Origin of the sequence: Sphingopyxis selenitireducens (assembly GCF_051550705.1) — a bacterium.
GTDB lineage: Bacteria > Pseudomonadota > Alphaproteobacteria > Sphingomonadales > Sphingomonadaceae > Sphingopyxis.
Genome location: NZ_JBPULG010000002.1, coordinates 375,890 through 399,694, shown reverse-complemented (window position 1 = coordinate 399,694; position 23,805 = coordinate 375,890). Strand labels below are relative to the sequence as shown.

Annotated in this window: 21 protein-coding genes; 7 read left to right on the top strand and 14 right to left on the bottom strand. The window is 64.5% G+C overall.

Annotation, left to right across the window (positions count from 1 at the left end):
* Positions 1-3: 3 nt before the first annotated feature.
* Complete coding sequence (locus tag ACSYDV_RS07715) at positions 4-1,518, bottom strand: PepSY-associated TM helix domain-containing protein (RefSeq protein WP_438323210.1); 1,515 nt, start codon at positions 1,516-1,518, stop codon at positions 4-6.
* Positions 1,515-2,093: a hypothetical protein gene (locus ACSYDV_RS07710; RefSeq protein WP_438323209.1), complete on the bottom strand. Its 579-nt coding sequence runs from the start codon at positions 2,091-2,093 to the stop codon at positions 1,515-1,517. Before ACSYDV_RS07710 ends, ACSYDV_RS07715 begins: the two co-directional genes overlap by 4 nt.
* A gap of 90 nt (positions 2,094-2,183) precedes the next feature.
* Between ACSYDV_RS07710 and ACSYDV_RS07705 the strand changes: the two genes are divergently transcribed.
* Positions 2,184-4,502 carry a TonB-dependent receptor gene (locus ACSYDV_RS07705; protein ID WP_438323208.1) on the top strand — a complete coding sequence of 773 codons (2,319 nt, stop codon included), beginning with the start codon at positions 2,184-2,186 and terminating at the stop codon, positions 4,500-4,502.
* Positions 4,503-4,516: 14 nt separating this feature from the next.
* Here ACSYDV_RS07705 and ACSYDV_RS07700 read toward each other — a convergent pair whose 3' ends face one another.
* The 6 genes from ACSYDV_RS07700 to ACSYDV_RS07675 form a co-directional block, all read right to left on the bottom strand.
* A complete protein-coding gene (locus ACSYDV_RS07700) occupies positions 4,517-5,524 on the bottom strand; it encodes a pyridoxamine 5'-phosphate oxidase family protein (protein WP_438323207.1) in 1,008 nt (335 codons plus the stop codon).
* 2 nt (positions 5,525-5,526) lie between these two features.
* Complete coding sequence (locus ACSYDV_RS07695; protein WP_438323206.1) at positions 5,527-5,862, bottom strand: hypothetical protein; 336 nt, start codon at positions 5,860-5,862, stop codon at positions 5,527-5,529.
* A gap of 56 nt (positions 5,863-5,918) precedes the next feature.
* Positions 5,919-7,295, bottom strand: a complete 1,377-nt coding sequence (locus ACSYDV_RS07690; protein ID WP_438323205.1) for an O-antigen ligase family protein — start codon at positions 7,293-7,295, stop codon at positions 5,919-5,921.
* A gap of 12 nt (positions 7,296-7,307) precedes the next feature.
* Positions 7,308-9,485: a GumC family protein gene (locus tag ACSYDV_RS07685; RefSeq protein ID WP_438323204.1), complete on the bottom strand. Its 2,178-nt coding sequence runs from the start codon at positions 9,483-9,485 to the stop codon at positions 7,308-7,310.
* A gap of 1 nt (position 9,486) precedes the next feature.
* A complete protein-coding gene (locus ACSYDV_RS07680) occupies positions 9,487-10,344 on the bottom strand; it encodes a UTP--glucose-1-phosphate uridylyltransferase (protein WP_438323203.1) in 858 nt (285 codons plus the stop codon).
* 159 nt (positions 10,345-10,503) lie between these two features.
* A complete protein-coding gene (locus ACSYDV_RS07675; protein WP_438323202.1) occupies positions 10,504-11,442 on the bottom strand; it encodes a hypothetical protein in 939 nt (312 codons plus the stop codon).
* A 439-nt stretch (positions 11,443-11,881) separates the two neighbouring features.
* On the opposite strand from ACSYDV_RS07675, the gene ACSYDV_RS07670 reads away from it, so the two are divergent.
* Genes ACSYDV_RS07670 through ACSYDV_RS07660 form a run of 3 tightly spaced genes read left to right on the top strand, consistent with a single transcriptional unit; the run spans position 11,882 to position 15,469 of the window.
* Complete coding sequence (locus ACSYDV_RS07670; RefSeq protein WP_438323201.1) at positions 11,882-13,234, top strand: UDP-glucose dehydrogenase family protein; 1,353 nt, start codon at positions 11,882-11,884, stop codon at positions 13,232-13,234.
* Complete coding sequence (locus ACSYDV_RS07665; protein ID WP_438323200.1) at positions 13,231-14,241, top strand: NAD-dependent epimerase/dehydratase family protein; 1,011 nt, start codon at positions 13,231-13,233, stop codon at positions 14,239-14,241. The genes ACSYDV_RS07670 and ACSYDV_RS07665 overlap by 4 nt, the downstream gene beginning before the upstream one ends.
* A gap of 37 nt (positions 14,242-14,278) precedes the next feature.
* The gene (locus ACSYDV_RS07660; protein WP_438323199.1) at positions 14,279-15,469 is read left to right on the top strand and encodes a glycosyltransferase family 4 protein; all 1,191 of its coding nucleotides are present in this window, start codon (positions 14,279-14,281) and stop codon (positions 15,467-15,469) included.
* Here the strand turns inward: ACSYDV_RS07660 and ACSYDV_RS07655 are convergent.
* Both ACSYDV_RS07655 and ACSYDV_RS07650 read right to left on the bottom strand, forming a co-directional pair.
* Entirely contained in the window at positions 15,466-15,738 is a 273-nt protein-coding gene (locus tag ACSYDV_RS07655; RefSeq protein WP_438323198.1) for a hypothetical protein, read from the bottom strand. The two genes, ACSYDV_RS07660 and ACSYDV_RS07655, sit on opposite strands and share 4 nt — an antisense overlap.
* Positions 15,739-15,754: 16 nt before the next feature.
* On the bottom strand, positions 15,755-16,897 hold the full coding sequence (locus tag ACSYDV_RS07650) for an acyltransferase family protein (protein WP_438323197.1): 1,143 nt from the start codon (positions 16,895-16,897) through the stop codon (positions 15,755-15,757).
* Between the two features lie 184 nt (positions 16,898-17,081).
* Between ACSYDV_RS07650 and ACSYDV_RS07645 the strand changes: the two genes are divergently transcribed.
* Genes ACSYDV_RS07645 through ACSYDV_RS07635 form a run of 3 tightly spaced genes read left to right on the top strand, consistent with a single transcriptional unit; the run spans position 17,082 to position 19,572 of the window.
* Positions 17,082-18,263 carry a glycosyltransferase gene (locus ACSYDV_RS07645; RefSeq protein ID WP_438323196.1) on the top strand — a complete coding sequence of 394 codons (1,182 nt, stop codon included), beginning with the start codon at positions 17,082-17,084 and terminating at the stop codon, positions 18,261-18,263.
* Positions 18,260-18,823 (top strand): polysaccharide biosynthesis/export family protein, encoded by a 564-nt coding sequence (locus ACSYDV_RS07640; protein ID WP_438323195.1) that lies wholly within the window; start codon positions 18,260-18,262, stop codon positions 18,821-18,823. The genes ACSYDV_RS07645 and ACSYDV_RS07640 overlap by 4 nt, the downstream gene beginning before the upstream one ends.
* Complete coding sequence (locus tag ACSYDV_RS07635) at positions 18,823-19,572, top strand: serine acetyltransferase (RefSeq protein ID WP_438323194.1); 750 nt, start codon at positions 18,823-18,825, stop codon at positions 19,570-19,572. The genes ACSYDV_RS07640 and ACSYDV_RS07635 overlap by 1 nt, the downstream gene beginning before the upstream one ends.
* Here the strand turns inward: ACSYDV_RS07635 and ACSYDV_RS07630 are convergent.
* The 4 genes from ACSYDV_RS07630 to ACSYDV_RS07615 are packed head-to-tail and all read right to left on the bottom strand — an operon-like array spanning position 19,561 to position 23,604.
* On the bottom strand, positions 19,561-20,859 hold the full coding sequence (locus ACSYDV_RS07630) for an outer membrane beta-barrel protein (protein ID WP_438323193.1): 1,299 nt from the start codon (positions 20,857-20,859) through the stop codon (positions 19,561-19,563). The genes ACSYDV_RS07635 and ACSYDV_RS07630 overlap by 12 nt on opposite strands.
* Positions 20,856-21,773, bottom strand: coding sequence for an endonuclease/exonuclease/phosphatase family protein (locus ACSYDV_RS07625; protein WP_438323192.1), 918 nt, complete (start codon positions 21,771-21,773; stop codon positions 20,856-20,858). The genes ACSYDV_RS07630 and ACSYDV_RS07625 overlap by 4 nt, the downstream gene beginning before the upstream one ends.
* A complete protein-coding gene (locus ACSYDV_RS07620; RefSeq protein WP_438323191.1) occupies positions 21,770-22,735 on the bottom strand; it encodes a glycosyltransferase family 2 protein in 966 nt (321 codons plus the stop codon). Before ACSYDV_RS07620 ends, ACSYDV_RS07625 begins: the two co-directional genes overlap by 4 nt.
* Entirely contained in the window at positions 22,735-23,604 is an 870-nt protein-coding gene (locus ACSYDV_RS07615; protein ID WP_438323190.1) for a glycosyltransferase family 2 protein, read from the bottom strand. Before ACSYDV_RS07615 ends, ACSYDV_RS07620 begins: the two co-directional genes overlap by 1 nt.
* Positions 23,605-23,805: the final 201 nt, after the last annotated feature.

Here is a 23,805-nt window from a genome sequence, read left to right as displayed (position 1 = left end):
GCGTCAGCCTGCCTCTGCGGCCTTCATGGCAGGTCGCCGCAAGCTCCGCAGCGGCGAAAACGCGAGTGCGGCGCCGCCTGCCACAAGGGAGATATCCACCAGCCATGCAATCGCGTCGTTTCCGCCGACGAATGCCACATGCACGGCCGCCGTCAGGAGCATCAGCAGGCCGGTCGCAACACGGCCCGACCACCCCAGCCGCGCAGCATCAACGCGGATTGCCAGCAGCCAGAAAAGTACGGACAGGCCCGCCCATGTTACGATCACAGGCGCCAGCTCCCGGGCGATCAGGCTTGTCACCGCCGCCGCCGCCATTGCGGCAGGCTGTCCCCAGATGGTTGCGCTCCAAAGCCGCTCCCACACGGGCGCCGGGCGGCCCTTGTCGCGCCGCCGCGCCAGCCAGATATTGACGCCGCTCGCGGCAAGATAGGTCAGCCCGAGGCCGAGCAGGAAGTAAATAATCTTGACCAGCCCGCCACCGAACCAGCCGAAATGCAGCACACCCATCGAGGCGATAATATCCTCTCCAAGATTATTCTGCGCCGCCGGAGATGCGTTGTAAATTGTCGCATCGCGGCGGAAGGCGTAGCTGTCGGTGCCCGCAAGCCGGTCGGCATGTTTGACGTTGAACAACGCCGCGCCGCCCGCTTCGGTCGGGTGTTCCGTAAAGACATATTCGACGCGGCCGCCAGTGTCGGGCAGCTTTGCAAACATCGGCCGGAGATCGAGTACCGGCGCGGGACGCGGATCGTCAATCGGCGGCGCGGGGACAAACAGCGCGTACACCTTGTTCACATCGCCATTGAACATGGCCATCCCAAGCACGCCAACGATGATCGTCGTGAGCCCGAGGAAGGCGCCGGTCAGCGAGATTATGATATGAAAAGGCAGCGCCCATACGCCGAGCCGGTTGTGCAGATCGGCCTCCTGCAGCCGTTTCGAGCCACCGAGGCGCAGGTGAAAGGCATCGCGAAAGATGCGTGGATGCGCCAGAATGCCCGAGATCAGCGAGGAGAGCAGCGCGACTCCGATCAGACCGACCAAAAACCCGCCCCATGTGCGCGGCAGGTGGAGGTTGATGTGCAGCCGGGTGATGAATTCGGTCCATGCGAAGGCATTGCCGTCGACAATCTGTCCCTTTGCATCGGCGAGATACTCCCGGTCTTCATCGGCATCGACATGGAGGAGCAACCGCGGAAAGTCGGCCGAAGGAAGAGTGATATAGACATGCTCGACCCCCGGGCCGCCCCGGGCGATCGCGCCTTCGAACGCGGCCTGCACCGCATCTGGCGTCACCCTGGTAACCTGCGGCGCGGAGGCGCTCTCCCACCGCTGATATTCGTGCGCGAAGACCGCGAGGCTGCCTGACAGGCAGACAAGATAGATGAGGGCAGCGAAGGCGAGGCCGAGCGAGCTATGTCCACGCAGAACCGCGCGGACAAAGCCTGCCGGAATGCGCGACATGAGATCTTTCTTCGCCTTTTTGGGCGCGGGTTTGCGGGCCGGGACGGAGGTCATGCGAACCCTTTCAATATGGCGGCAGAAAAGCTGACGACGGCGACGCCCACGAGCACCGCGGTCGCACGAAGAATGCGGTTATCGGCGAGCGTCCATGCCATGCACGCCCCCCACGCGACCGGAACGATCAGCCCGCCGACAACGAGCCGTGTCTGCTGTTCGCCGGGAACGAGTGCGGCCCATGCGATCCCCACCCCCATCGCAGCGATCATGCCGATCGGCCCCGCGAGCAGCCAGCGCAGCGTTTCGCGCCATTTGGTCGTCGCACGGTCGGAAGGCTCGGGCGCGAGGCTTTCGCGCACCGCGCGGTTACGGGCGATCTTGATGCTGTAACCCGATGCAACGACGGCAAGCGCGGCGGTCGAGAAAAGCGCGATCGCAATAAAGGCGCCGCGGGCGGTTCCCAGCGACCAGACGGGCCGCACGAAGGAAGCGGCGATCAACAACCAACCGCCCCATAGCAAGCCGCGACCCTGCGCGTCCTTGCGCGACCAGGATTTGCGCAGCAACCATACACCCGCGCCGGTCCCAATCAGCATCAACGCGGCCGGCACGAGCGGCGAGCTGTCTTCCATCGCATATCCCCCATTTCCCGCGTCACTATTGACTTGCATTCGCAATATCAATAGCGGCGCCGTTGATAGCGACATGGGGAGTCCTTCGCAATGACCAAGATTTTCAAGCCGACGCTTCTTTTTCTGCTCGCGAGCGCGGCCATGCCGGTTCAGGCAACAGAAGCGGTCGACGCCGTGGATGCGACCGACGCCGCCAGAAACGAAATCGTCGTCACCGGCATGAAGTTCGACCGATCGTTGCAGGACACGCCCGAAAGTGTGAAGGTTTTCACGTCGGAAGACATTGAACGGCAGAATCTGGTCAGCGTCTATGACCTGATCGACCGGACCGCGAACCTTTCCTCCGCCTTTGCCAATTCGGGGTTCAACATTCGCGGCATTTCGAACAAGAATGTCTCCGGCTATGGTTTCGGCACCCTCGCCACCATCTATCTCGACGGATCGCCGTTACCGGGCGAGGCGGCGGGTGGCGGACCGCTCGACCTGTGGGATCTCGACCAGGTCGAAATTTTGCGCGGCCCGCAATCGACGCTGCAAGGTCGTAATGCACTGGCAGGCGCGATCATCCTCAAGACCGCCGATCCGAGCTTCGACTGGCGCGGCAAGGCGCGCGCGATGATAACCGACGCCGACGGCGAATATCGCCTCGCGGCGGCGGTTGGCGGACCGATCATCGACGATGTGCTGGCCTTCCGCGTCGCGGGCGAACTCACCCGCGGTGACGGGCTGACCCGAAACCGCCTCACGGGCGGCCATTATGCCCCGACGAACAGCGAAGTCCTGCGCGGCAAGCTCTTGTTCGCGCCCTCGGGCACCGACGGACTGCAGGTCAAGCTGTCCTGGCTCTATGACCGGCATGTCGGCAACAACGGACGCGGCTATGTGTTCAGCGATGTCCCCGATGCGTGGAACGACCGTCATGTCGAGGCGAACCGCCCGACCTATACCAGGACGAGCACCGACCTTGGCACGCTCGACATTTCGTTGCCGCTCAGCGACGTCTTCACCCTGTCATCGGTCAGCACCTACAGCCATATCAAGACCTTCTCGACCTATGACGGCGATTTACGCCCCGAGGAGATTTCCTACGGCGATTTCGCGACCGACCAGAAGACGTTCAGTCAGGAAGCACGGCTGAGCTTCGATACCGGACCGTTGCAGGGCCTGATCGGAGGCTATTACTCGCGACTCAAAAATCCAGATTCCGATTCGAACAGCACCTTCAGCCTCGATCTCGATCGCGAACTGGGGCTGACCAATCAGGTCACCGCCTATCTGGTCAGCCAGCTGGGGCTACCACTGCCAACCGCACAGTTTCTGGCGGGCCGCGCGCGCGCCGAATATCCCGACCGCGTCTTCATCTCGTCGCAGCAGCTTTATGCGGTCGATATCGAGACGATCGCGGCGTTCGGCGACGCGAGCTGGGAAATCGCGCCAGGCCTCAAGCTGCTCGCAGGATTCCGCTATGACCGTGAGCGGCAGAAAGTCGCGAACAGCAATATTGTGGTGCTCAACACGCCCATCCCGAACCCCGCCAATTATGCGAGTGACCCGACGCTTGCGATGATCATCGGAGCGGTAAACGGATTGCTGCAGGCGCAGGTGGACAATGCCAACAGCAGCGGCCCGGAATCGTCCACGACATACGAGGCGTTCCTGCCCAAGGGCGGCGTGTCGTTCGAATTCGCACCCGACAAGACCGTCAGTGCAATCGTCCAGCGCGGGTATCGTTCGGGCGGCAGCGGAGTTAATCCCGGACGCGCATCGACCCATGTCTATGATCCCGAATATACGTGGAATTATGAGCTGTCGCTGCGCACGCAATGGCTCGACCGGCGGCTGACGCTGAATGCCAACGCCTTTTATGTCGACTGGACCGACCAGCAGGTCATCGTCCAGCTGTCGGAGAGCGTCTATGACTATGAAACGCAGAATGCCGGCAGCTCGCGCGTCTGGGGTTTCGAGGTCGAGAGCGATTTCGACATCACCGACCGGCTGAACATCTATGGCTCGGTCGGCTATGCGAACAGCAAGTTCCTCGATTTCCAGACAACCAACGGGCAGGTGCGCGACCTGTCCGGTTTCGAATTCGCCAATGCGCCGCGCTGGACCTGGGCGGCAGGGCTCGACTGGCGGCATCCGACCGGCTTCAGCGCCAATCTGAACGTCAATTATCGCAGCGCGCAGTTTCAGGACGTCGCCGACCAAAGCGCGGGGCGCACTGTTCCCCCGCGGACGCTGGTCAACGCCAAGATCGGGTACAGCAACGATAATTTCGGTGCCTATCTGATCGCGACGAACCTCTTCGACGAAAAATATTACGACTATCAATATGAAAATGCCGGCCGCGTACAGGCGTTGTTCGGCAAGCCGCGGATGATCGGGCTGACCTTCGAGGGGCGCTTCTAGGCGCCCCGCCGGGCTTAGTAGAGATTGTCCTTATAATCCTTGTCGAGCCCGCGCTGCATCAGGCCGGGCACCGACACGAACGCCCCGGCGATCCGCGCACCGATCCCCTTGTCCTTGTTGAGCCGGACATGCTCGGCAAAGATTTTGGCGGGCCGGATATCGGCCGGAGCCGCCGACGCGGGCCATAGCTTCGCCCGTTCAAGCGCCGCGCTCGATTGCAGGGTCAGCGAAAGGCCATCGATGCGGTTCGCGAGCAACGGCACCTTATCCTGAACGGCAAGGGCGTTCCGCAAGGCTTCGTCGGTGGTCAGCTGCGCGCGCCCGGCGACCTGCACGATCATTGTCGATCCGGGTATCAACAGAGCGGCCGCGACCTGCGGCTGGGCGATGATGTTGCGGAAACTATCGGCGCGGCGGTTTCCCGGCCGATCGGCGAAGCAAAATCGTCCGTCGATCATTAGCGCCATTGCGCCGGCTGGATCCCCCTTGGGGCTGAGATCGGCATGCCCCGCTGCGTCGATCGTTGCCAGCGCCATGAAACGGCTGGCGGCCACAAATTCGATAGCCTCGACGGGGATGTTGCCGATGGGCAGAGCGTCCCAGAATCCGGACCGGATCAGCGCCTTCGCGCAATGGACGTAACATTCCGTGACCGCAACATGCACCAGCCCTTCGACCACGGTTTCGACGCGGCCGTTGATACGCAGCGTCTCTCCGATGCCTGGAATGAGAAACAGCGAGCCAAAGCTTGCGCCCGGCACGGCAATCGCCGGATCGTCAAGCATATCGAGCGGGACTGCCAGAGTATGGCGATCAACCGCCCATGCGAAACCCGCCGCTCCTCCGCCAAGCGTTATAGCAATGCCGCCGACATCCCCTCCCCCCGCGAACATCAGCCTTGATGCGGCGAGCCAGCGACGCGCCGTGTCGTCGATGTGATCGATGACCTTCAAATTCACGGCGGGAGGCGTCTTCCCGATCACGCGCTCCAGTGCGTCGATCGTGTCGATTATAGCGCCCATACTTACCCCCGATCCAGAACGAGTCGCATGGAACAGAAAGCGCAGGCCAGCGGTGTCGCGAAGTCCCGTGCCTCCCTCGTCAGTCCGGCAAGCAGGCGCTCGTCGGCGGACAGCGTTTTCGACCGCCCCATTTCAAAAGGCCGGCTCAGGCTGTCCTCGAACAGGTGCATCAGACTGTCCAACACCGGCGCGAGCATCGGCCAGCCTTTCGCACAGGCCAGCGCATGGACTTTGGGCATCGCCGCCATTTTTGCGTCGCGTGCCCGTCGCCAGCAACGCGCCGCTTCGACGATCAGCACGTCGCTGCTGATCCTTTCCGCAGGCAGGTCGATGGGCACATGTATCATGGACGCGGATTGGCATAATTGCGAATGATTCGCAACAAGAAAAACGGTCAGCCAGCTTCCCTGGCAGTGACGGCGCGTTGACGAACCATGGGTTCACCCCTCTCACTCATCAAGCGCGGGAGCGTCGCCGTGCGGCAAGCGTGGATCGTGTATCCGCAGAGCAGCCCGTAAAGCGCGAGCCCCTCGACCTGCCAGAACGGCATCGTTGCCATGTTGAGCAGGAAGAAGGCGAAATGCGCCGCAAGCAGCTTGAAGCGTTCACCGTGCGCCCGAGCCGCCGCGGCGAGCATGACGATCCATAGCGCGACCATCGCCGCGGCGCCGAACCAGCCAAGTTCGTAGAGCGTCGCGATCAACGTGTTGTGTGGATAGACTTTGAACACGCCCTCCCAGCTTTCCGGCCCGAGGCCGAACAGATGCTGAAGCGGTGTCCCCTCGGCCCAGGCGTAGATATAGCTGCTCCAGATCAGCGGGCGGCCGGACATCACCTGACGCTCGAGAAGGTCAAAGTCGCGCGGCGGCTTGATCAGACCGGCGGGGTCCGAGAGGAAGGCCGTCAGATCCGCGAAACTCTCACGGTAAAGCAAGGACGCAACCGAGACGAGCAGCACGCCCGCCACGATCGCCGTCACCGCCATCGGCCCGCGCTGATCGCGCCGCACGCTCATCGTCAGGCCGCTGAGGAACACCGCGAGCGCGAGCGGAGCGAACGCAAGGATCGTGGTGCGATAGCCCGCGAGCAGGATGCCGAGGAAGGTCGCCGCCAGAAAGGCGACGCGGACCCCGCGCGGCGCCGATCGGGCGAAGCAGCCAACCAGAAACCCCGTCATCATTGCGACCGAAAAAGCCGCCTCGTGATTATAGCCGCCGATCCAGACCAGCCCGTCGCCATCCTCCGATCCCTTGGGCAGGTTCAGCGCCAGCGACAGCGCCTGAAAGACGAGCAGCGGCAGAAAGGAAACCATCGCCCAGTTGAGGAACCGCGCCTGGGGATCGATGCGCAGCGCCTGAAACACCGCGATCATGATCACGATCATATAGGCATATTTGACGCCGACATTGATGCCGCCGGCGAGGTCGCCGTTCAGGCCCGCGCTGAACAGCGCCAGTCCCACCAGCGCATAGACCGGCAACAGCCATTTGAGCGCCAGATTGGCCGGCCGCACCACGAAAAGCAGCCCGAACGCGGTTACCGCGATCGAGAGCAAGGCATTGCCCGACAGCCCGCCCGCGAAGGGTTTGAACATATAGAGATGATAAGCGCCGGCGGTGTAGCGCATCCACAGCGCCACCACCACAAACGCACCCGCAACACTGCCCGCCCGCCGCGCCGCGATGACGAGCGAAACGAGCAGCAGCGCCGTCACCGGCAACAAGACACCAAGCCCGAAGGCCGGGCCATAGGGCAGCGCCTGCGCGGTCACGGCGCCGTTCGATCAGTCCGCATAATAGGGGCGGTAGGCTTTCAGGAAGGTGCCGCCCTGCTCATAGCCGCCCCGCTCCTGCTCGCGCGCATCCACCAGCGTCAGCACGGCGCCAAGCACCTCGGCATGGACGTCGTACAGCCGCCGCAGTGCCAGCGACGCAGCCTTCGCAGGCGTCTTGCGCCAGCGCACCAGAAACACCACCCCGTCGGCCATGCTGGCGATCACGCGCGCCTCGTCCACCGGCAGCACCGGCGGCATGTCGAGGATCACCAGATCATAGCGCTCGCGCACCTGCTCGATCAGTTCGGCGAGGCGCGGGCTGTCGGTCAGGCTGAGCCCCTTTGAATCGATCCGTTGCGGCAGCAGGAAGGCGTCGGACAGGCTATCCTTGACGATTGCCCGGTCCAGCGTCGCCTCGCCGGCCAGCACTTCGTCCAGTCCCAGCTTTACATTGTCGGCGAACTGCCGGCTGGAGGCACGCCGCCGTGCATCGGCGTCGATCAGCAGCACCTTGCCGCCCGCCGCCGCCATCGCCCGCGCGAGGCCGATCGCAGTGGTGGTCTTGCCCTCACCCGGCACCGCCGAAGTGATGGCGACGACGCGGATCGGCTTCGCGGCCTCGGCAAACTGGATCGAGGTGCGCAGGCTGCGAAAAGCTTCGGCATAGCTGGATTGCGGCCGCTTGAGCAGCAACTCTGCGGGCGGCGCGGGCGGGCCCGACTTGCGATAGCCGGGCAGCGTGTTCGCGTCGGGGATGGATGCGAGCGTCGGCAGCCCCAAGGCATTCTCGACCGCATCGCCCGTCTCGAGCCCCCGTTCGAGCAGCTGGAGCAGCACAACGAGCAACACGCCGATGCCCAGCCCGCCGACCACCGCCATCGCGGCATAGATCAGCATGTTGGGGGAACTTGGCGCGCCGGGCACGCGCGCGCGGCTGACAATATAGGCATCGCTGCGTTCCAGCCCCGACTGCGCAACCGTCTGGCGATAGCGATCGAGGAACGCCTGATAGAGCGTTCGTGCCGATTCGGCGTTCCGTTCCAGCTCGTTCAGCCGCACCGATGCTTCATTGTCGCTGGCAAGCTTGCCCTCCGACTGCGCGACCGACCCCGCAAGCGAGCCCGCGCGCTGACTGGCGATGCTCGCCTGGATCGAGACATTGGAGACGATACGCTGCACCTCGGCTGCGATCTGCTGATCGGCGACGCGGAGCTGGCTCTGCGCGCGAACGAGGTCGGGATGGCGCGGACCGTAGCGCTTTTCCAGCGCCGCCACTTCGCGTCCGACCTCGGCGCGCTGGGCGCGCAGTTGGCTGACCACCGGTGAATCGAGTGAATCGCCAAGCTCCTCGCCGCTCCGCCCGCCGCTGAGCTGGGCGCGTGCGGCCGAGAGGCGCGCCTGCGCCGCGGCATTGTCCGCCTTTGCCTGCGCCAGCTGGGTCGAAAGGCCCGACAGCTCCTGCTGCGTCACCGTGCTCGCTTCGGAGACCGCAAAAAGACTATGGGCGGCGCGATAGTCGGCGACCGCGCGCTCGGCGCCCACCACCTGCGCGCGCAAATCCTGAAGCCGCTGTTCGAGGAAACCGCGCGCGCGATGCGTGGCCTCGGTTTTGGCGCCCGCCTGACCCGAGACATAATCGTCGACCAGTGCATTGGCGATCTGCGCCGACTGGACCGGCGTGCCGCCCTCGAACGAGACGCTGATTGCATAGGAAAGCCCATCGCGCTTGACCGTCAGCCCGCCCAGCACCGTACCGATCGCGCGCTGACGCCCGATCAGGTCGGGCTGCGCGACCGGCGCGCCCTGCCCCGCCGCCTCGTTGAACGCGGGATCGCCGGCAAGACGCAGCCGATCGACCACACGCCCGATCAACTCGGGCGAGCGCAGAACTTGTACTTCGGTATCAACGGCGGCCGAATCTGGATCGGTGGTCGGGACCACCGAATCGACCTTGATGACCTGCTCGGCCGATCGTTCGAGCGCGACCTGAGCGGTGGCGAGGTAACGCGGTTCTGCAACCAGATAGGCCGACGCGGCGACCGCGACCGCCGCGAGCATCGCTGCGCTCAGCACCATCCATCGCCGGCGCAGCACCGCGCCGACATGCCGCAAGTCGATCAGGGCTCCCCGATCGACCTGCGGATCCGCTTCCCGTCTAAGCGGCGAACGTCGCGTAACCGCGTCCATGTCACGCAGTAGCCATGAAGGCACGCACCGCCGGGCCGATGTCCGGCCGGGCAAGCGCCAGGGCGATCGTCGCGGTTACGAAACCGCTCTTGTCGCCGCAGTCGTAACGCTTCCCTGCAAAGTTGACGCCGTGAAATGGCTGCTGGCCGATCATCCGCGCCAGCGCGTCGGTGAGCTGGATCTCGCCGCCCGCACCTTCCTCCTGACTGCTGAGCACGTCCATCACCTCCGGCTGAAGGATATAGCGCCCGATAATGGCTTGCCTTGACGGTGCGGCTTCGGGAGCGGGTTTCTCGACCAGCCCCTTCACTTCGGTGATCGCTCCTGCGCGCGCGCCCGGTGTGACGATGCCGTATTTCGCGGTGTCCTCAAACGGCACTTCCTCGGTGCAGATCAGGTTGCCGCCGAGCTCGGCATAGGCCTCGACCATCTGTTTGAGGCAGCCGGGTTCACCGACCATCAGATCGTCGGGCAACAGCACGGCGAAAGGCTCGTCGCCGACGATGCGCCGGGCGCACCACACGGCATGGCCAAGCCCCAGCGGGTCCTGTTGCCGCACGATGCTGATATCGCCCGGGGAACTGCGCGTCCCGTCAAGCGCGAGAAGCGATTTCCCGCGCCGGGCCATCGTTTCTTCGAGTTCAAAGGCATGATCGAAATGATCGTCGATCAGACTCTTGCCGCGGCCCGTCACGAAAATAAACTGTTCGATACCCGCCTCGCGGGCTTCGTCGACGGCATATTGGATCAATGGCCGGTCGACGATCGGCAGCATCTCCTTGGGCATGGATTTGGTCGCCGGAAGAAACCGGGTCCCAAGGCCGCCAATGGGGAACACGGCCTTGCGTATTTTTCGCATCTTTACACCCTTTTCTGGTCACTGGGTTCCCCCCCAAAAAACCAGCTTTCGGATTTGCCGACACGATCGCCACGTGCTGACGAGGGCGATCTGCGCCTTTACGCTGCATTGCAGCAAGAGCCCGGCGTCGAGCCGTGTTCAAACTGCGCCCGGACTGTTTCAGAGCCTGGGCGGTGTCCCGGCGAAGGACACGCCGCCGGGCACGGAGCCCCCGCCACGCGGGCGAACCAGAGGCGTTCCCGGCGGCACCTGAATATCGTGCGAGCCGATGATGATCTTTGCCGGCCCATTGTGGACGTCGAAGATCGGCCAGCCCCGATCGCTCTTCACCGTCAGATGCTCGATATAGATGATCAGGGGCTCGCTCGCTCCCTGCGCGGCCATGATCGAGAAATGGTTGGTATCGCCCGTCCCGCCGATCTTGATGGGATCCAGGCTGATGAGCCGCGTCGCGCGCATACTCGTCCAGAGCCGGAAATTACGTGCGTTGCGGCCGCTGATGCAGTCGTCCAGCACCGTCTCGGTCGACTTCAGGTCGAATCCGCCATCGCTATTGTCCCAGGCGGCGCACTGGCGGAACAGGAAACGCGCATTGCCGCGCTCGGTCGAAAAGCCGTCGCCGTTCCAATATTGCGTGTCGCGGCGCTTCCATTGAAAGCCGCGCATGAAACAGCGTTCGATCCGGAAATCATGCGCGGTATCGGCAAAGGCGATACCCACCGGCAGATCGGTCGCGCCGGTGGTGAGCATGCCGCTCGCGCTGACGTCCTCGATCACCCCATCATGGCTGTCATAGCGAATGCGGGCGAAGCTGCGTTCGAGATCGCTCGCCCGAGCGCCGCGCACTCGAAGCCCGGCGCAGCCCGCCGCCACCAGATCCGGCGCGGCGGTATTTTCTATCACCCGGTAGCCGCCGTGCACCCGGATATCGCCGATCCGCACATTGTGGACAGGCTCGCGGATCACGAACAGGCCGTTGCCGACGTCGCGTGCGCGGACACCGCGATAGACCCCGCCAGACTGGACATAATAGACTGGCTCACCATTCGCGGCGATCGGAACCGCGTTCGGGACTCGGCGGGAAGAGGTGTCGGCCATGCGGCGGCGTAGGTTGACGGCGGCGCGCAGCGCCAGCCCGATGCGACGCGGCGTGGCGCGCCCGGGGTCGGCACCGGCGTCCCTTCGGCGGGCCTTGCCGACTCGCTCTCCCGATCCCTCACCGGAGGTGCGCCGCGCCCGCCCCTGCCTTTTACCGCTTGTCGTATTCCACCCCTCGTTCGCCCTCGACCTGTGGCAAGTTCCGGTCGGACCGTTTCGTCGCATGGGAGCAAAATCGCCCCGCCGTCGTTTAGGCAACGACCCGGGCTGTCACTTATAAAATAACTATATTACCGTTACTTAACCTCACCCATGACCATCTTCGCTTCGCCTTCAAATTGCCTCTTCTCAAAGCGGGCAAGTTGACGCCCCCCGCCCCGCGAGACGATTGTTCGCAGGCGCAGCAAAAACAGCCGCCGTTAAAAGGGAGCAACGCATAATGCGTATCGTAATGATCGGGTCCGGCTATGTCGGGCTGGTTTCGGGCGCATGTTTTGCCGATTTCGGCCATCATGTGACCTGCGTCGACAAGGACGCGAACAAGATCGCCCGCCTGCAGGCTGGCGGAATTCCCATTTATGAGCCCGGCCTGGACGGTCTGGTCGCGCGCAATGTCGCGGCGGGCAATCTGGACTTCACCACAGAATTGTCCGGCGCGGTGGGCGCAGCCGACGTCGTGTTCATCGCAGTCGGCACCCCCAGCCGCCGCGGCGATGGTCATGCCGACCTTTCCTATGTCCATGACGCGGCACGCGAGATTGCGGGAGCGCTGAACGGCTTCACGGTGATCGTCACCAAGTCGACCGTGCCCGTCGGCACCGGCGACGAGGTCGAGCGGATCGTCCGCGAGCATAATCCCGACGCCGATTTCGCAGTGGCATCCAATCCCGAATTCCTGCGCGAAGGCGCCGCGATCGAGGATTTCAAACGCCCCGACCGCGTCGTGATCGGAATCGAGGACGAACGCGCGCGCGCGCCGCTGGACGAAGTTTATCGCCCGCTGTCGCTGAACAAGGCGCCGATCATTTTCACCCGTCGCCGCACCAGCGAACTGATCAAATATGCCGCCAATGCCTTCCTTGCGATGAAGATCACCTACATCAACGAAATGGCGGATCTGTGCGAGCAGGTCGGCGCCGACGTTCAGGAGGTCGCGCGCGGCATCGGGCTCGACAACCGGATCGGCGGCAAATTCCTGAATGCCGGTCCGGGATATGGCGGTTCCTGTTTTCCCAAGGACACGCTCGCGCTGATGAAGACGGCGCAAGACCATGAAGCGCCGCTGCGGCTGATCGAGGCGACGGTCGCGGTGAACGAGCAGCGCAAGCGCGCAATGGCCCGCAAGATACTCGGCGCGATGGACGGGCGCGTGCGTGGCCGCACCGTTGCGGTGCTCGGCCTCACCTTCAAACCCAACACCGACGACATGCGCGATGCGCCCTCGATCGCGATCATCCAGGCGCTGCAGGATGCGGGCGCCAAGGTGCGTGCCTATGACCCCGAGGGGATGGCTGCGGCCGAAGCGCTTCTCACCGATGTGGAATATGCCGCCTCCGCTTATGCCGCGGTCGAAGGTGCGGCGGCAGCGGTGATCGTCACCGAATGGGATGCGTTTCGCGCACTCGACCTTCCGCGGATCAGGGCCGCAATGGCCGAACCCCTGCTCGTCGATCTGCGCAACATCTATCGCCCCGTACAGGCGGAAGCCGCAGGGCTGCGCTATGTCGGCGTCGGCCGCCCGGGCACACCGACGCAGAATGAAGACACCGCACGCGAGAGGCAGGCAGCATGACGGAGAACAGCCCCATATTGGTGACGGGCGCCGCGGGCTTTATCGGCCACGCGGTGTCCGAACGGCTCCTCGCGCGCGGCGAGCGCGTGATCGGGCTCGACAATTTCACCGACTATTATGACGTCGCGCTAAAAAAAGCGCGCGTCGCGCGGCTCGTCGACAATTTCAACTTCCGGCTGATCGACGGCGACATCGCCAGCCCCGGGCTGGTGAGCGAGCTGGTCGAGGCGAACGGCGTGCGCCGGATCGTCCATCTCGCGGCGCAGGCGGGCGTCCGCTACAGCCTCGAAAACCCCTTTGCCTATGAGCATAGCAACCTCAAAGGGCATCTCGCGGTGCTCGAGGCCGCACGCCATGCGGGCAATATCGAACATCTTGTCTATGCCTCATCCAGCTCGGTCTATGGCGACCGACCGCTCGGCGGTACCGGCTTTCGCGAAGACGAGCCCTGCGCCATGCCGGTCTCACTCTATGCGGCGACCAAACGCAGCTGCGAATTGATGAGTCAGAGCTATGCTCCGCTCTACGGCTTGCCGCTGAGCGGGCTGCGCTTCTTCACCGTTTATGGCCCGTGGGGCCGGCCCGACATGGCCTATTTCGGCTTCGCGCAGAAAATCCTGCTCGGCCAGCCTATCGAGGTGTTCGGCGAGGGCCGGATGGCGCGCGATTTCACCTATATCGACGATATCGTCGATGGCGTGGTCGGCGTGCTGGACAAGCCGCCGGCTAATGGCGAGCATCGGCTGCTCAACATCGGCGACTGCAATCCCGTCGGGTTGATGGACATGATTGCGCTGCTCGAACGCGCGCTCGGCCGTCCGGCGATCAAGCTGATGCGGCCGATGCAGCCGGGCGACGTGACCGCGACCTATGCCGACATTTCGGCGATCAACGCGCTCACCGGATATCATCCCAAGGTGCCACTGGCGCGGGGAATCGAGCGGTTCGTCGACTGGTATGTCAGCGAAATCGAACGCGGACGCAGTCCGATGGCAGCGGTGGCCTGAACGGGGAAATTCGGCGGGGCGCGAGTGGAGTTTGACAATGCTGCAACGGACAAATGCGCCTGCCAGCGAGCTTGCGGCGCCGCCCGTGATCTGCGTGACCGGCCTTCGCGGCTTTCCCCATGTGATGGGCGGGATCGAAAGTCATTGCGAGGAGCTGCTGCCGCGCATCAAGGCGCTGTGGCCCGGTCACCGGTCGGTCGTGCTTGGCCGCGCGCCCTATCTGTTGGAGCCGACGGGCGAGCATCGCGGGGTCGAGATCGTCGGCATCCCCTGCCCGCGCTCGCAACATCTGGAAGCCGTCGTATCGACGCTGCTTGCCGTGCTTTCCGCGCGCCGGCGCGGTGCCGGGCTGATCCATATTCACGCGATCGGTCCCGGATTGCTGGCACCGCTCGCCCGGCTGCTTGGTCTGAAGGTGGTCGTGACGCATCACGGCACCGATTATCACCGCGCCAAATGGGGGCCTCTCGCGCGCACCGCTTTGCGCGCGGGCGAGTGGCTGGCGCTTACTTTCGCCAATCGGATCATCGCGGTTTCGCCCTCGCTTGCTGCGCAATTGCGGCAGAGCTTTCCCGCACGCGCGCACGCGATAGCCTATATTCCCAATGGCACGTCCGACTTGCCCGGTGATGCCGATGCCGCACTGGCGCTCGAACGACTGGGACTGAAGGACGGCGACTTCCACCTCGCCGTCGCGCGGCTCGTTCCCGAAAAGGGCCTCCACGATCTGATCGACGCTTTCGAACGGTCGAACTGCACGGGCAAGCTGGTGATCGCCGGATCCGCCGACCATGAAAGCGAATATGCCCGCGAACTGATGGCGCGCGCCAGCGACCGCGTGATCTTTGCCGGCGTCCAGTCACGGGCGACGCTCAAATGCCTTTACGAACATTGTGCGATGTTTGTCATGCCGTCCTATCACGAAGGCCTGCCGATCGCGGCGCTGGAGGCGGCGAGTTGTGGCGCGCGAATGCTGTTGAGCGACATACCCGCCAATCTCGACATCGGGCTCGACGCGCCGAACTATTTCCCCGTCGGCGATGTCGCGGTGCTGACCGAGCGGCTGAATGCCGATTGCGCGGAGTTTCGGGTCGACCGCGACGCCGTTCGCGCGCGCTTCAGCTGGGACAAGGCGGCGGAAGATACACTCGACGTGTATCGCGCAACCCTCGCGCCAGATCGACCCGCCCGCCGTTCCGTTACCTCGTCGGGTGCCGTGGAAGTTTAGGCGTCTAGCCGGGCGACGACTTTCGCCCGGTCGGCGGCGGCGATGGGTCCGCTGAATTCGATACCCGCGGCGGTCTGCTGTGCCCGGGCAATCGCCGGACGCCATGCATTCTCCTCCCACTGCCAGCTGCGGATGCGCCAGCGCCCCGGTCCTTCGGACTCGACAGCGAGCGTCGGTCGGCCGGTGCGCTTGGCCTCCACCTCATCTCGTGCCGAGCAGGCAACCGCGGCGGCGCCCGCGATCGATGTCATGAGCGTTCGTCGGTCCATCGGATAACCTCCATCATCATGGCGCAGTCTGAAGCGTGCGCGCCGTGTTGCGACCGGTCGCGCGCCTGATTACCGTCTTGCCCAGTCGCTGTCCGGGCAGCTCGACCAGCTTGTAGGTCAGGAACGCCAGGGCGTAGGTGACGGGCACCACGATCGCCCCGGTCAGCGCGAACCGTCCGATCGCGCTGAGCCCCAGGCCATATTGCCCGATTACCGCCGCTGCGACGGGCTGCAGGATCAGCAGGTGGATCAGATAGGTGCCGTAGGACAGCTCACCCAGCCAATGGAAAGGCCGGCTGCCGAACAAGCGCGAAACCCACCCGATCATTCCGAGCGAGCGCCAATGGACCAGCGCAAAAAAGCCGAGCACAAGCAGCGCGCGAACCGAGAAATGCAGCAGATCCTGCTCGCCCCCGATCGGGATCGCGGCGAGGAGCATCGCCGCGCCGAGGCGAAGCCAGAGCTGCCCGCGGCTTGCGCCGGGCCCGACGGCGATCAGCATGCCCGCGAGGAACAGCTGGAGCTTGAGCGCCAGAAAAGACGGCATCGGATAGTCGAGACCCGCCGCGCCGGCGAGCAAGGCCACAATCACGCCGCCACTCGCGGCAAGCAGCGCCGACGGCACCCAGCCGATCCGTCGTCCGAGCAGGATGAGAAATGGAAAGAGCGCGTAGAACTGCATTTCCAGCGCGAGGCTCCAGTCGGGAAGCGGGGTGCGAAATGCATAGTCGGGCAGCAACCCGAACAGGAAAGTCAGGTGCAGCGCGATATTGGTGAGGCTGGCATCATTATAGCGTTCGCTGGGCTGGAGCGCCTGACCAAGGAAGCTGTCGATCGCGACGCGGTCGGCGTAAATCAACGGCCCGGCGATCAGCACCACCGCCAGCGTCACATAGAAGAGCGGTGCGAGCCGGAAGAAGCGGCGCGTCCAGAAGGACGCCCAGGTGCCGGGCGAGGACCAGTCCTCGCTGCCCGCGCGGAGCCGGTACTGATACATCATCAGAAAGCCCGAGAGGAGGATGAACAGATCGACGCCGAGGTCCGGCTTGCTGATCAATGGCAAACGGAAACCGGTGAGGATCATCATGTGCCCGACCAGCACCCACAGCGCCGCAACCCCGCGCAAGCCGTCCAGACACTCAACCCGCCGAATGTCCATCGCATACCTCCGCAATCGTTCGCCGATGCCCCCTCTGATAGATGCATCGCCGATCGAAACTCCGCCTAATCGGCCAGCTGCCCCCCGAAGACGATGAAGCGGGCGGGCCTGTGTGCACCGCAACAAAAGCCCGTGGTAAAGACGATCCCGAGGCGAACTCCGTCCGAAATTTCAGCGAGGAAACATGCGGCAGAGAAAGCGGATATTGTTCGCGATCAACTCGCTGGCGGGCGGCGGCGCCGAGCGCGTGCTCGTCACATTGCTTGGCGGATCAACGCCCTGGCGCGAGCGCTATGACATTCACCTCGCGCTGCTCGACGACGAGCCGCGCGCCTATGATGTGCCCGCTTGGGTCGCGGTTCATCAGCTGGATGCCCGGCATAAATTGCTGCCGAGCCTGACCCAGTTCCGTTCGCTCGTGGGGCGGCTCGCCCCCGATGCAACACTGAGCTTCCTTACCCGCGCCAATATCGCCAATGGCTGGGCGATGGCGGGGCGCCGCCGGCCTTGGCTGATCAGCGAACGGGTCAACACCAGCGCGCATCTGGGGAACGCGCGCGCAGCCAGGGCGATGGTCCGCTTCGTTTATCCGCGCGCCGCACATGTCATCGCGGTATCCGAAGGCGTGGTCGACGACCTGGCCGCCAACTTCGGCGTGGCGCGTTCCCGCATGTCGGCGATCGCCAATCCCGTCGATCATCGGCGCATCGCCGAACTTGCCGCGGCGCAACCCCCCTTTACCCCCGCCGGTCCCTATATCGTCGCCGCCGGGCGGCTGATGCCGAACAAGAATTTTCCGCTTCTTCTGCGCGCCTATGCGCTGGCTGCCCCGCAAGCGCGTCTGGTCATTCTGGGCGAAGGGCCCGAGCGGAACGCACTTGAGGCACTGGCCGCGTCGCTTGGCATAGCCGACCGGGTCGATATGCCCGGCTTTATGGCCAATCCTTTCGCGGTGGTCGCGCGGGCGCAGGCTTATGCGATGCCCTCCAACGCAGAGGGGTTCCCGAACGGCCTGGTCGAAGCGATGGCGTGCGGCGTGCCCGTCGTCGCGACCAATTGCGCGTCGGGTCCGTCCGAAATTCTGGCGAGCCGGTCGCGCGATGCGATCAGCGGCGGGATCGATGTTGATGCGGGTGCGTTGGTCCCCACCGATGATGTGCAAGCTTTTGCAGCGGCGCTCGGCCGCGTCCTCACCGAACCGCATCGCAGCGTCTGCGGCGCGCGGGCGCGCGAACGCTCGCGGGCTTATGGGGTCGAGCAGGCGGCGGCAAATTACTGGGAACGGATCGAGGCAGCACTCGCGGCGCAATCACCAGCGCCCGAAATCAAAGCCATATCACCATTGCATTCGGGAGTAAGTTCATGAAATGGCACATGCAAATCGCGATGACGGGCGCGCTTGCGCTGCTTGGCGGATGCGCCGGGCAAGCCCCGCTCGCGGGGAGTGGCGCGCCGCCGCCGCCCGCCGCGGCATTCCAGCTATCCCCGGGCGACAAGATCAAGGTCGCAACCTATGGCGAAGAGACGCTCACCGGCGAATTCCAGGTATCGCCCGCAGGCACGATCGCCTTCCCGCTGATCGGCGAGGTCAAGGCGGCAGGGTTGCAGACCGAAGAATTATCCAAGGCGATCGAGGCGAAACTGGGCGACGGCTATTTGCTCGAACCGAAGGTTTCGATCCAGGTCGCCAGCTTTCGTCCCGTCTATATTCTGGGTGAAGTGAACAAGCCCGGCGAATATCCCTATGCCCAGGGCCTCACCATCCGGGGGGCCGTCGCCAAGGCCGACGGCTTCACCTATCGCGCCAATGAAAAGCGCGTCTTCCTGAAGCGCGCGGGCGAAGCCGGCGAACGGGAATATCCGATGACCGCCGATTTTGCGGTGCTGCCCGGCGATACGATCCGCTTTGGCGAGCGCTATTTCTGATGAACATGGCAACCGCATCGCTGACCCCCGCTCCGGGATCCGAAGACGCCGTGCCCGACGAGAGCGGCAAACCGCATTTGCGCGGCTGCCCGGTGAGCTTTGCCAAGCTGAAGGCACTGCTCGCCGCCGACCTTTATCGCTATGCCGGCCGCGTCAGCCTCGGCGCCTTCGCCAGACATTACGCCTTCACTCCGGGGTATAAATATACGGTGCTGATGCGCACCGCCGGCTGGCTCAAGCTCAAGCGCGCCAAAGCCTTTGGCCTTTATCCCTTTGCCAAATGGATGCTGCTGCGCGCGCGTTACAAATATGGTTTCGCTATCCCCGAATATATGGAGATCGGGCCGGGGCTGTTCCTCAACCGCTTTGGGGGCTTTTATTTCCACGGCGACACGGTGCTGGGTAACAATGTCAACATCACTCACGGCGTCGTGCTGGGCTATATGAACCGCGGCAGCCGCCGCGGCGCCCCGGTGATCGGCGATCGTTCCTTTCTGGGATCGGGCGCCAAGGTGATAGGCGGTGTTCACGTCGGCAGCGAGGCCGCGATCGGTGCAAATGCCGTCGTGACCAAGGATGTGCCCGAGCGCGGCGTGGTGGGCGGAATTCCCGCGAAGCTGCTGTCGGATCAGGGATCGGACGGCTATATCAATCGCCTCGCCCCGCCCCATCTGCTTGCGGCGTGTGAGGGCGCGCTCTTCGGGGCGCGCGAAACGAAGCCGAAACCAAAGCCCGTCTTACAGGCCTGAAAAGGTCACCCCTACTGAGACACGATTGTCCGAAAACGCCCGGCCCGCCGTGGCGCCCCAGCTCGACTGGGTGCGCCGTTGCAGATCGAGACGCAACGCCATCCGCTTGCTCACCAGCCAGGACGCACTGCCGCGCCAGTTCCAGCGGTCGTCGCGCCGGTCGATATTGTTGAAATCGCGCTTCTCCAACTCACCGCCCGCGCTGATAATCAGGTTGCGCAGCAGTTCGTAATCGGCGCGCAGCGTCATATTGGTGGCAAGATAGCCCGTCGCGCCATTGACGCCGGTTTCGCGGATACCGCGGTCGATCGTGCCGGTGATCGTCACCAGCGGGGTGAGGAAATAGGCAAGCTCGCCGCGCACCAGAAAGCCCGAGACATCCTCATACTCCACCGGGCGGTAATCCTGATGGAGATAGCCGAGCCGCAGAGAGCCGCGCGCCTTGCGGCCCAGTTCGAAGCTGGCCCCCGCCGCAAGATCGAAGCCGGTGGAGTCGCGCGCCGCCACCGGGCCGGTGCGCTCGCGATAGTCGCGTTTATTGGCCGAACCGGCGACGAACAGCGAGATGCTCGGGCTCAGCGCATATTCGCCGATCGCCGTGCCGGTGTAGGTCGTGTGATCGCGGAAATCCTGATCGATCGGGGTGCCGTCGGGGGTCTCACTATCTGCATAATTGCGGTTCTCGACATCGATCACCCCGCGCACGCGCAGCCGGTTGAAAACATGGGTGTAGGTTGCCGTCCCGCCGCTCTGCGTGAAGCGGATCGGCCGATCCGCCTGCGTCGGGCTGTCGGGCGATACGCGCTCCTGACTGTAACGCCCGCGGCGCAGCGTGAGGCCCAGCGTGTCCGAATTGCTGATCCTATACAGCGCGCCGGCATTCAGCGCATATTGGGTGGAATTCTCGCTCGCGCGGTCGGCATGGCGCAGCAGGTCCAGTTCGCCATCGAGCGACAGTTTGAGATTAGGCGACGGGCGCACAAGCGAGAGGCGCGGACGGATTCGCAAATAGGCGTCGCCGATCCGGTTGTCCGGCTGGGCATAGAGATTGTCGTCATAACCGGCGCCGATCGCGATCCGCGGCATCAGTTCGAGTGTCCCGACGCGGATCGGCTCGGGTGTGTAGTCGGGCCGGCGGCGTTCGAGTACGCCGACATTGCGGTCGCGCCCGAAACTATTCTCGGTGGAAACCGATCCGAGCCCGTCGGTCGCATCCGATTGCTGCGCGAGCGCGGGCGCCGCCAAGCCGCAGCTGCCGAGCAGCGCCAAGGTGAATGCCCGCCTCATCGACGGCCCAGCGTGACGAGGATCGGCGCATGATCCGATCCGGTCGCGGGCAGCCGCCGCGCCGACACCAGCCCCCAATCGGGTCCGGCGTAAAGCTGATCGATCGGCAGGACGGGAAAGGCGCGCGGCCAGCTTGGCAACGCGCGCGTCATGCGGGTCAGCGGTGCGAAGGCGCGATCCTGCTCACGCATCGCCGCGGCCCAAGGAGTAAGGTTCATGTCACCTGCAACGATTAACCGGTCGCGATTGATCCGTACCAGCGCCTGCGCCACATCCCGCCTCTGCACCGCCTGATCGCGCGAAGTCGGCCATGGGTAGTGAAATGTCGTCACGGTGAAGGGGCGCCCATCAGGCCCCGCGATCCGCGCCCAGAGCATCGGCGGGCCGAATTTCCGCCCTGCGGCGTCTTTCAGGAAATAGTCGCTGTCCATGATCGGCCAGCGGGAGAAGATGGCCAAGTCACAGCCCGAAGTGCATTTCGTGGCATAGGCAAAATGCTGGCGCAGCGCCGCGAGCATCGGGCGAAAATTGCCATCGACTTCCTGAAGCATCACGACATCGGCCCTGGCGTTGACGATCGCCTGCGCAGTATCGGCGGGATCGCGGTTGCTGCGCCATATATTGTGGGTGAGCAAACGGATCTGCGGGGCGCCTTTCGTTGCCGCCGGAATCTCGCGCGTCAGTTCCGGCATCACGCCGATCGCCACCGGCAGCAGGCAGATGGTGGCGGCCGCGATCGTCCAGCCCGGACGCCGCCGGGCAAGCAGCAGCCCTAGCGCCGCCGTCACGCCGAACAGCGGCAGGAAGGATGCCAGCGCATCGAGTAGCGGCACGAACGCGCCGGCGAGCGAGAGCCAGGCAGCAAGGCACGACCCGCCGGTCAGCAGAGCGCCAAAGGTGCGGACGAGTTTCACCCGCGGGCAAGCAGCCGGTTGCGCAGGGCGTGGCCGGATTGCCGGAGCGATGCGGGGATCAGCTTTGCCGCGAGCAGCAACGCCGCAGCGCTGACCCCCTCGGGCAGATAGAGGTCACCCAGCCGGATCGTTGTTCGGCCCGGATATTTCATCGCGTAGCGCGCATAATGCGCGATCTCCTGATTCACGAGCCGCCGCAGGAGCAGCGCCTTGCGCCCCGTCGCACCCGCGAGCATCCCCCGTGCGGTGTCGACGATGCAGGGCAGATCGAGCGTGGTGGTCGATTTGCTGACCTTGTTATCGCTGTCGCGGTGAAAAACAGCCGTAACGCGCGGATCGTAACGCAGCCTACCCCGGGCGATCACGCGCAGCCACAAATCCTTGTCGCCGCCGCGCACCGCCCGCCCCTCGGGAAACAGCCCCGCCTGAAACAGCGTGTCGCGGCGGATCGCGATCGCGCCGGTCCACATGGGGCATTCGCGCACGGCAAGCCACGCATCGAGAAAATCGGCGAAATCGAGGCTGCGCGCCTGCTGAAGCTGCGGCGCAATCCGCTGCGGCTGCGAGCGGCCCTCGAACCTGTGATCGAACCGCGTCGCAACCGCGCACAGCTCCGGGTCGGCCGCGATCCCCTCGGCCAGCGCGGCGAGGTGCCCGGGGTGCCAGAGGTCGTCCGCATCGAGAAAGGCGATCCAGTCGCCGCGCGCCGCACGGATGCCCATGTTGCGCCCGGCATAGCCGCCCGGACCCGGCGTCGGCAGATCGAGCAGCTTGATCCGCGCATCGCCGATCGCCGCGACCAGATCGCGCCCGCCGTCGGTCGAACCATTGTCGATCACCAATATCTCGTGCGCGGGTACAGTCTGGGAGAATATGCTTTCGATTGCCGCGCGGACATGCGCGGCCTTGTTGTAGAGCGGCATGACCACGGAAAAACATGGGGTGGATGGGGGCGTAATCATCAGTCGCGCACAGCCTTTCGTCCCCCGGCAAGATTGAGATATTCGCTGATTGCCACCCCGGCGAGCTGCAGCGTCAGCAACATCACGGCAAGCCGCCGCCCGATCGAAAGGTCGCGGGAGATCGCCGCCCGGCGCAGTCGCCGGACCGTATCGATTGCGGTTATGCCCAGCACATGGGCAAGGCGCGGGCGCCGCGCCGTGCGGTCCCAGCGCCCACCGCTCAGCCGCTGGCGCTTGCGCACCAGATCGGCGCGGCTTGCCCGCACGGGGTGACGCACCACCATCGCGGGGACATAGACGAGCGGCGCGCCGGCTTCGCGGATGCGCAGTGCCATTTGCCGGTCGCCACCTGACTTCAGCGCTGCATCGAACCCACCCAACTGGCGAAGCAAAGCCGTCTCGCTCGCCCAATTGGCCGTTGCGCAATTGCCGCGCGCAGCATGGTTCTGCGGAAAGCTGAACAGCCGCTCGTAATCGCCGAATACCTCGCGCTCTGGCGCAATCTCGTCGAACAGCTCAATCTTTCCGGCAAGCACGCCGAACCCCGGATTTGCGTCCGCCGCGCGCAGTATCTGTTCGAGCCAGTCGGACGCAGGCTCGCAATCAGCGTCGGTAAAGGCCGTGATCGGCGCCCGCACCCACTCGATGCCCATATTGCGCGCAACATAGGAACCGGGCCGCGTCTCTTCGAGCAGGTCGACCCCCGGATAACGGCGCGCAATCTCACGCGTCGCGTCGTCCGATCCATTGTCGACGACGATGATCTGATATGCATTCCGCGCGAGTGTCTGCCGCGCGAGCGCGTCGAGGCAGCGGCCGAGTACGGCCTGTCCATTCCATACGGGTATAATGATTGCGACTTGAAACATAGATAGGCCTGTCCAGTGCCCCCGCCGCGGCTCAATCGGCCTCCTGACCGGCCCGGGTCAATCGCATGCTGCACCTGCGAAGACGAGCCGCCCCGTTGACCGGACGACCGGAGCCGGAGCGACTTCGCTCTCAAATAATTGCCCGCTACCAAGGATCGCCTTGGAGCCATCATCGGTTCTGTACTGCACAAGACAGCTCGC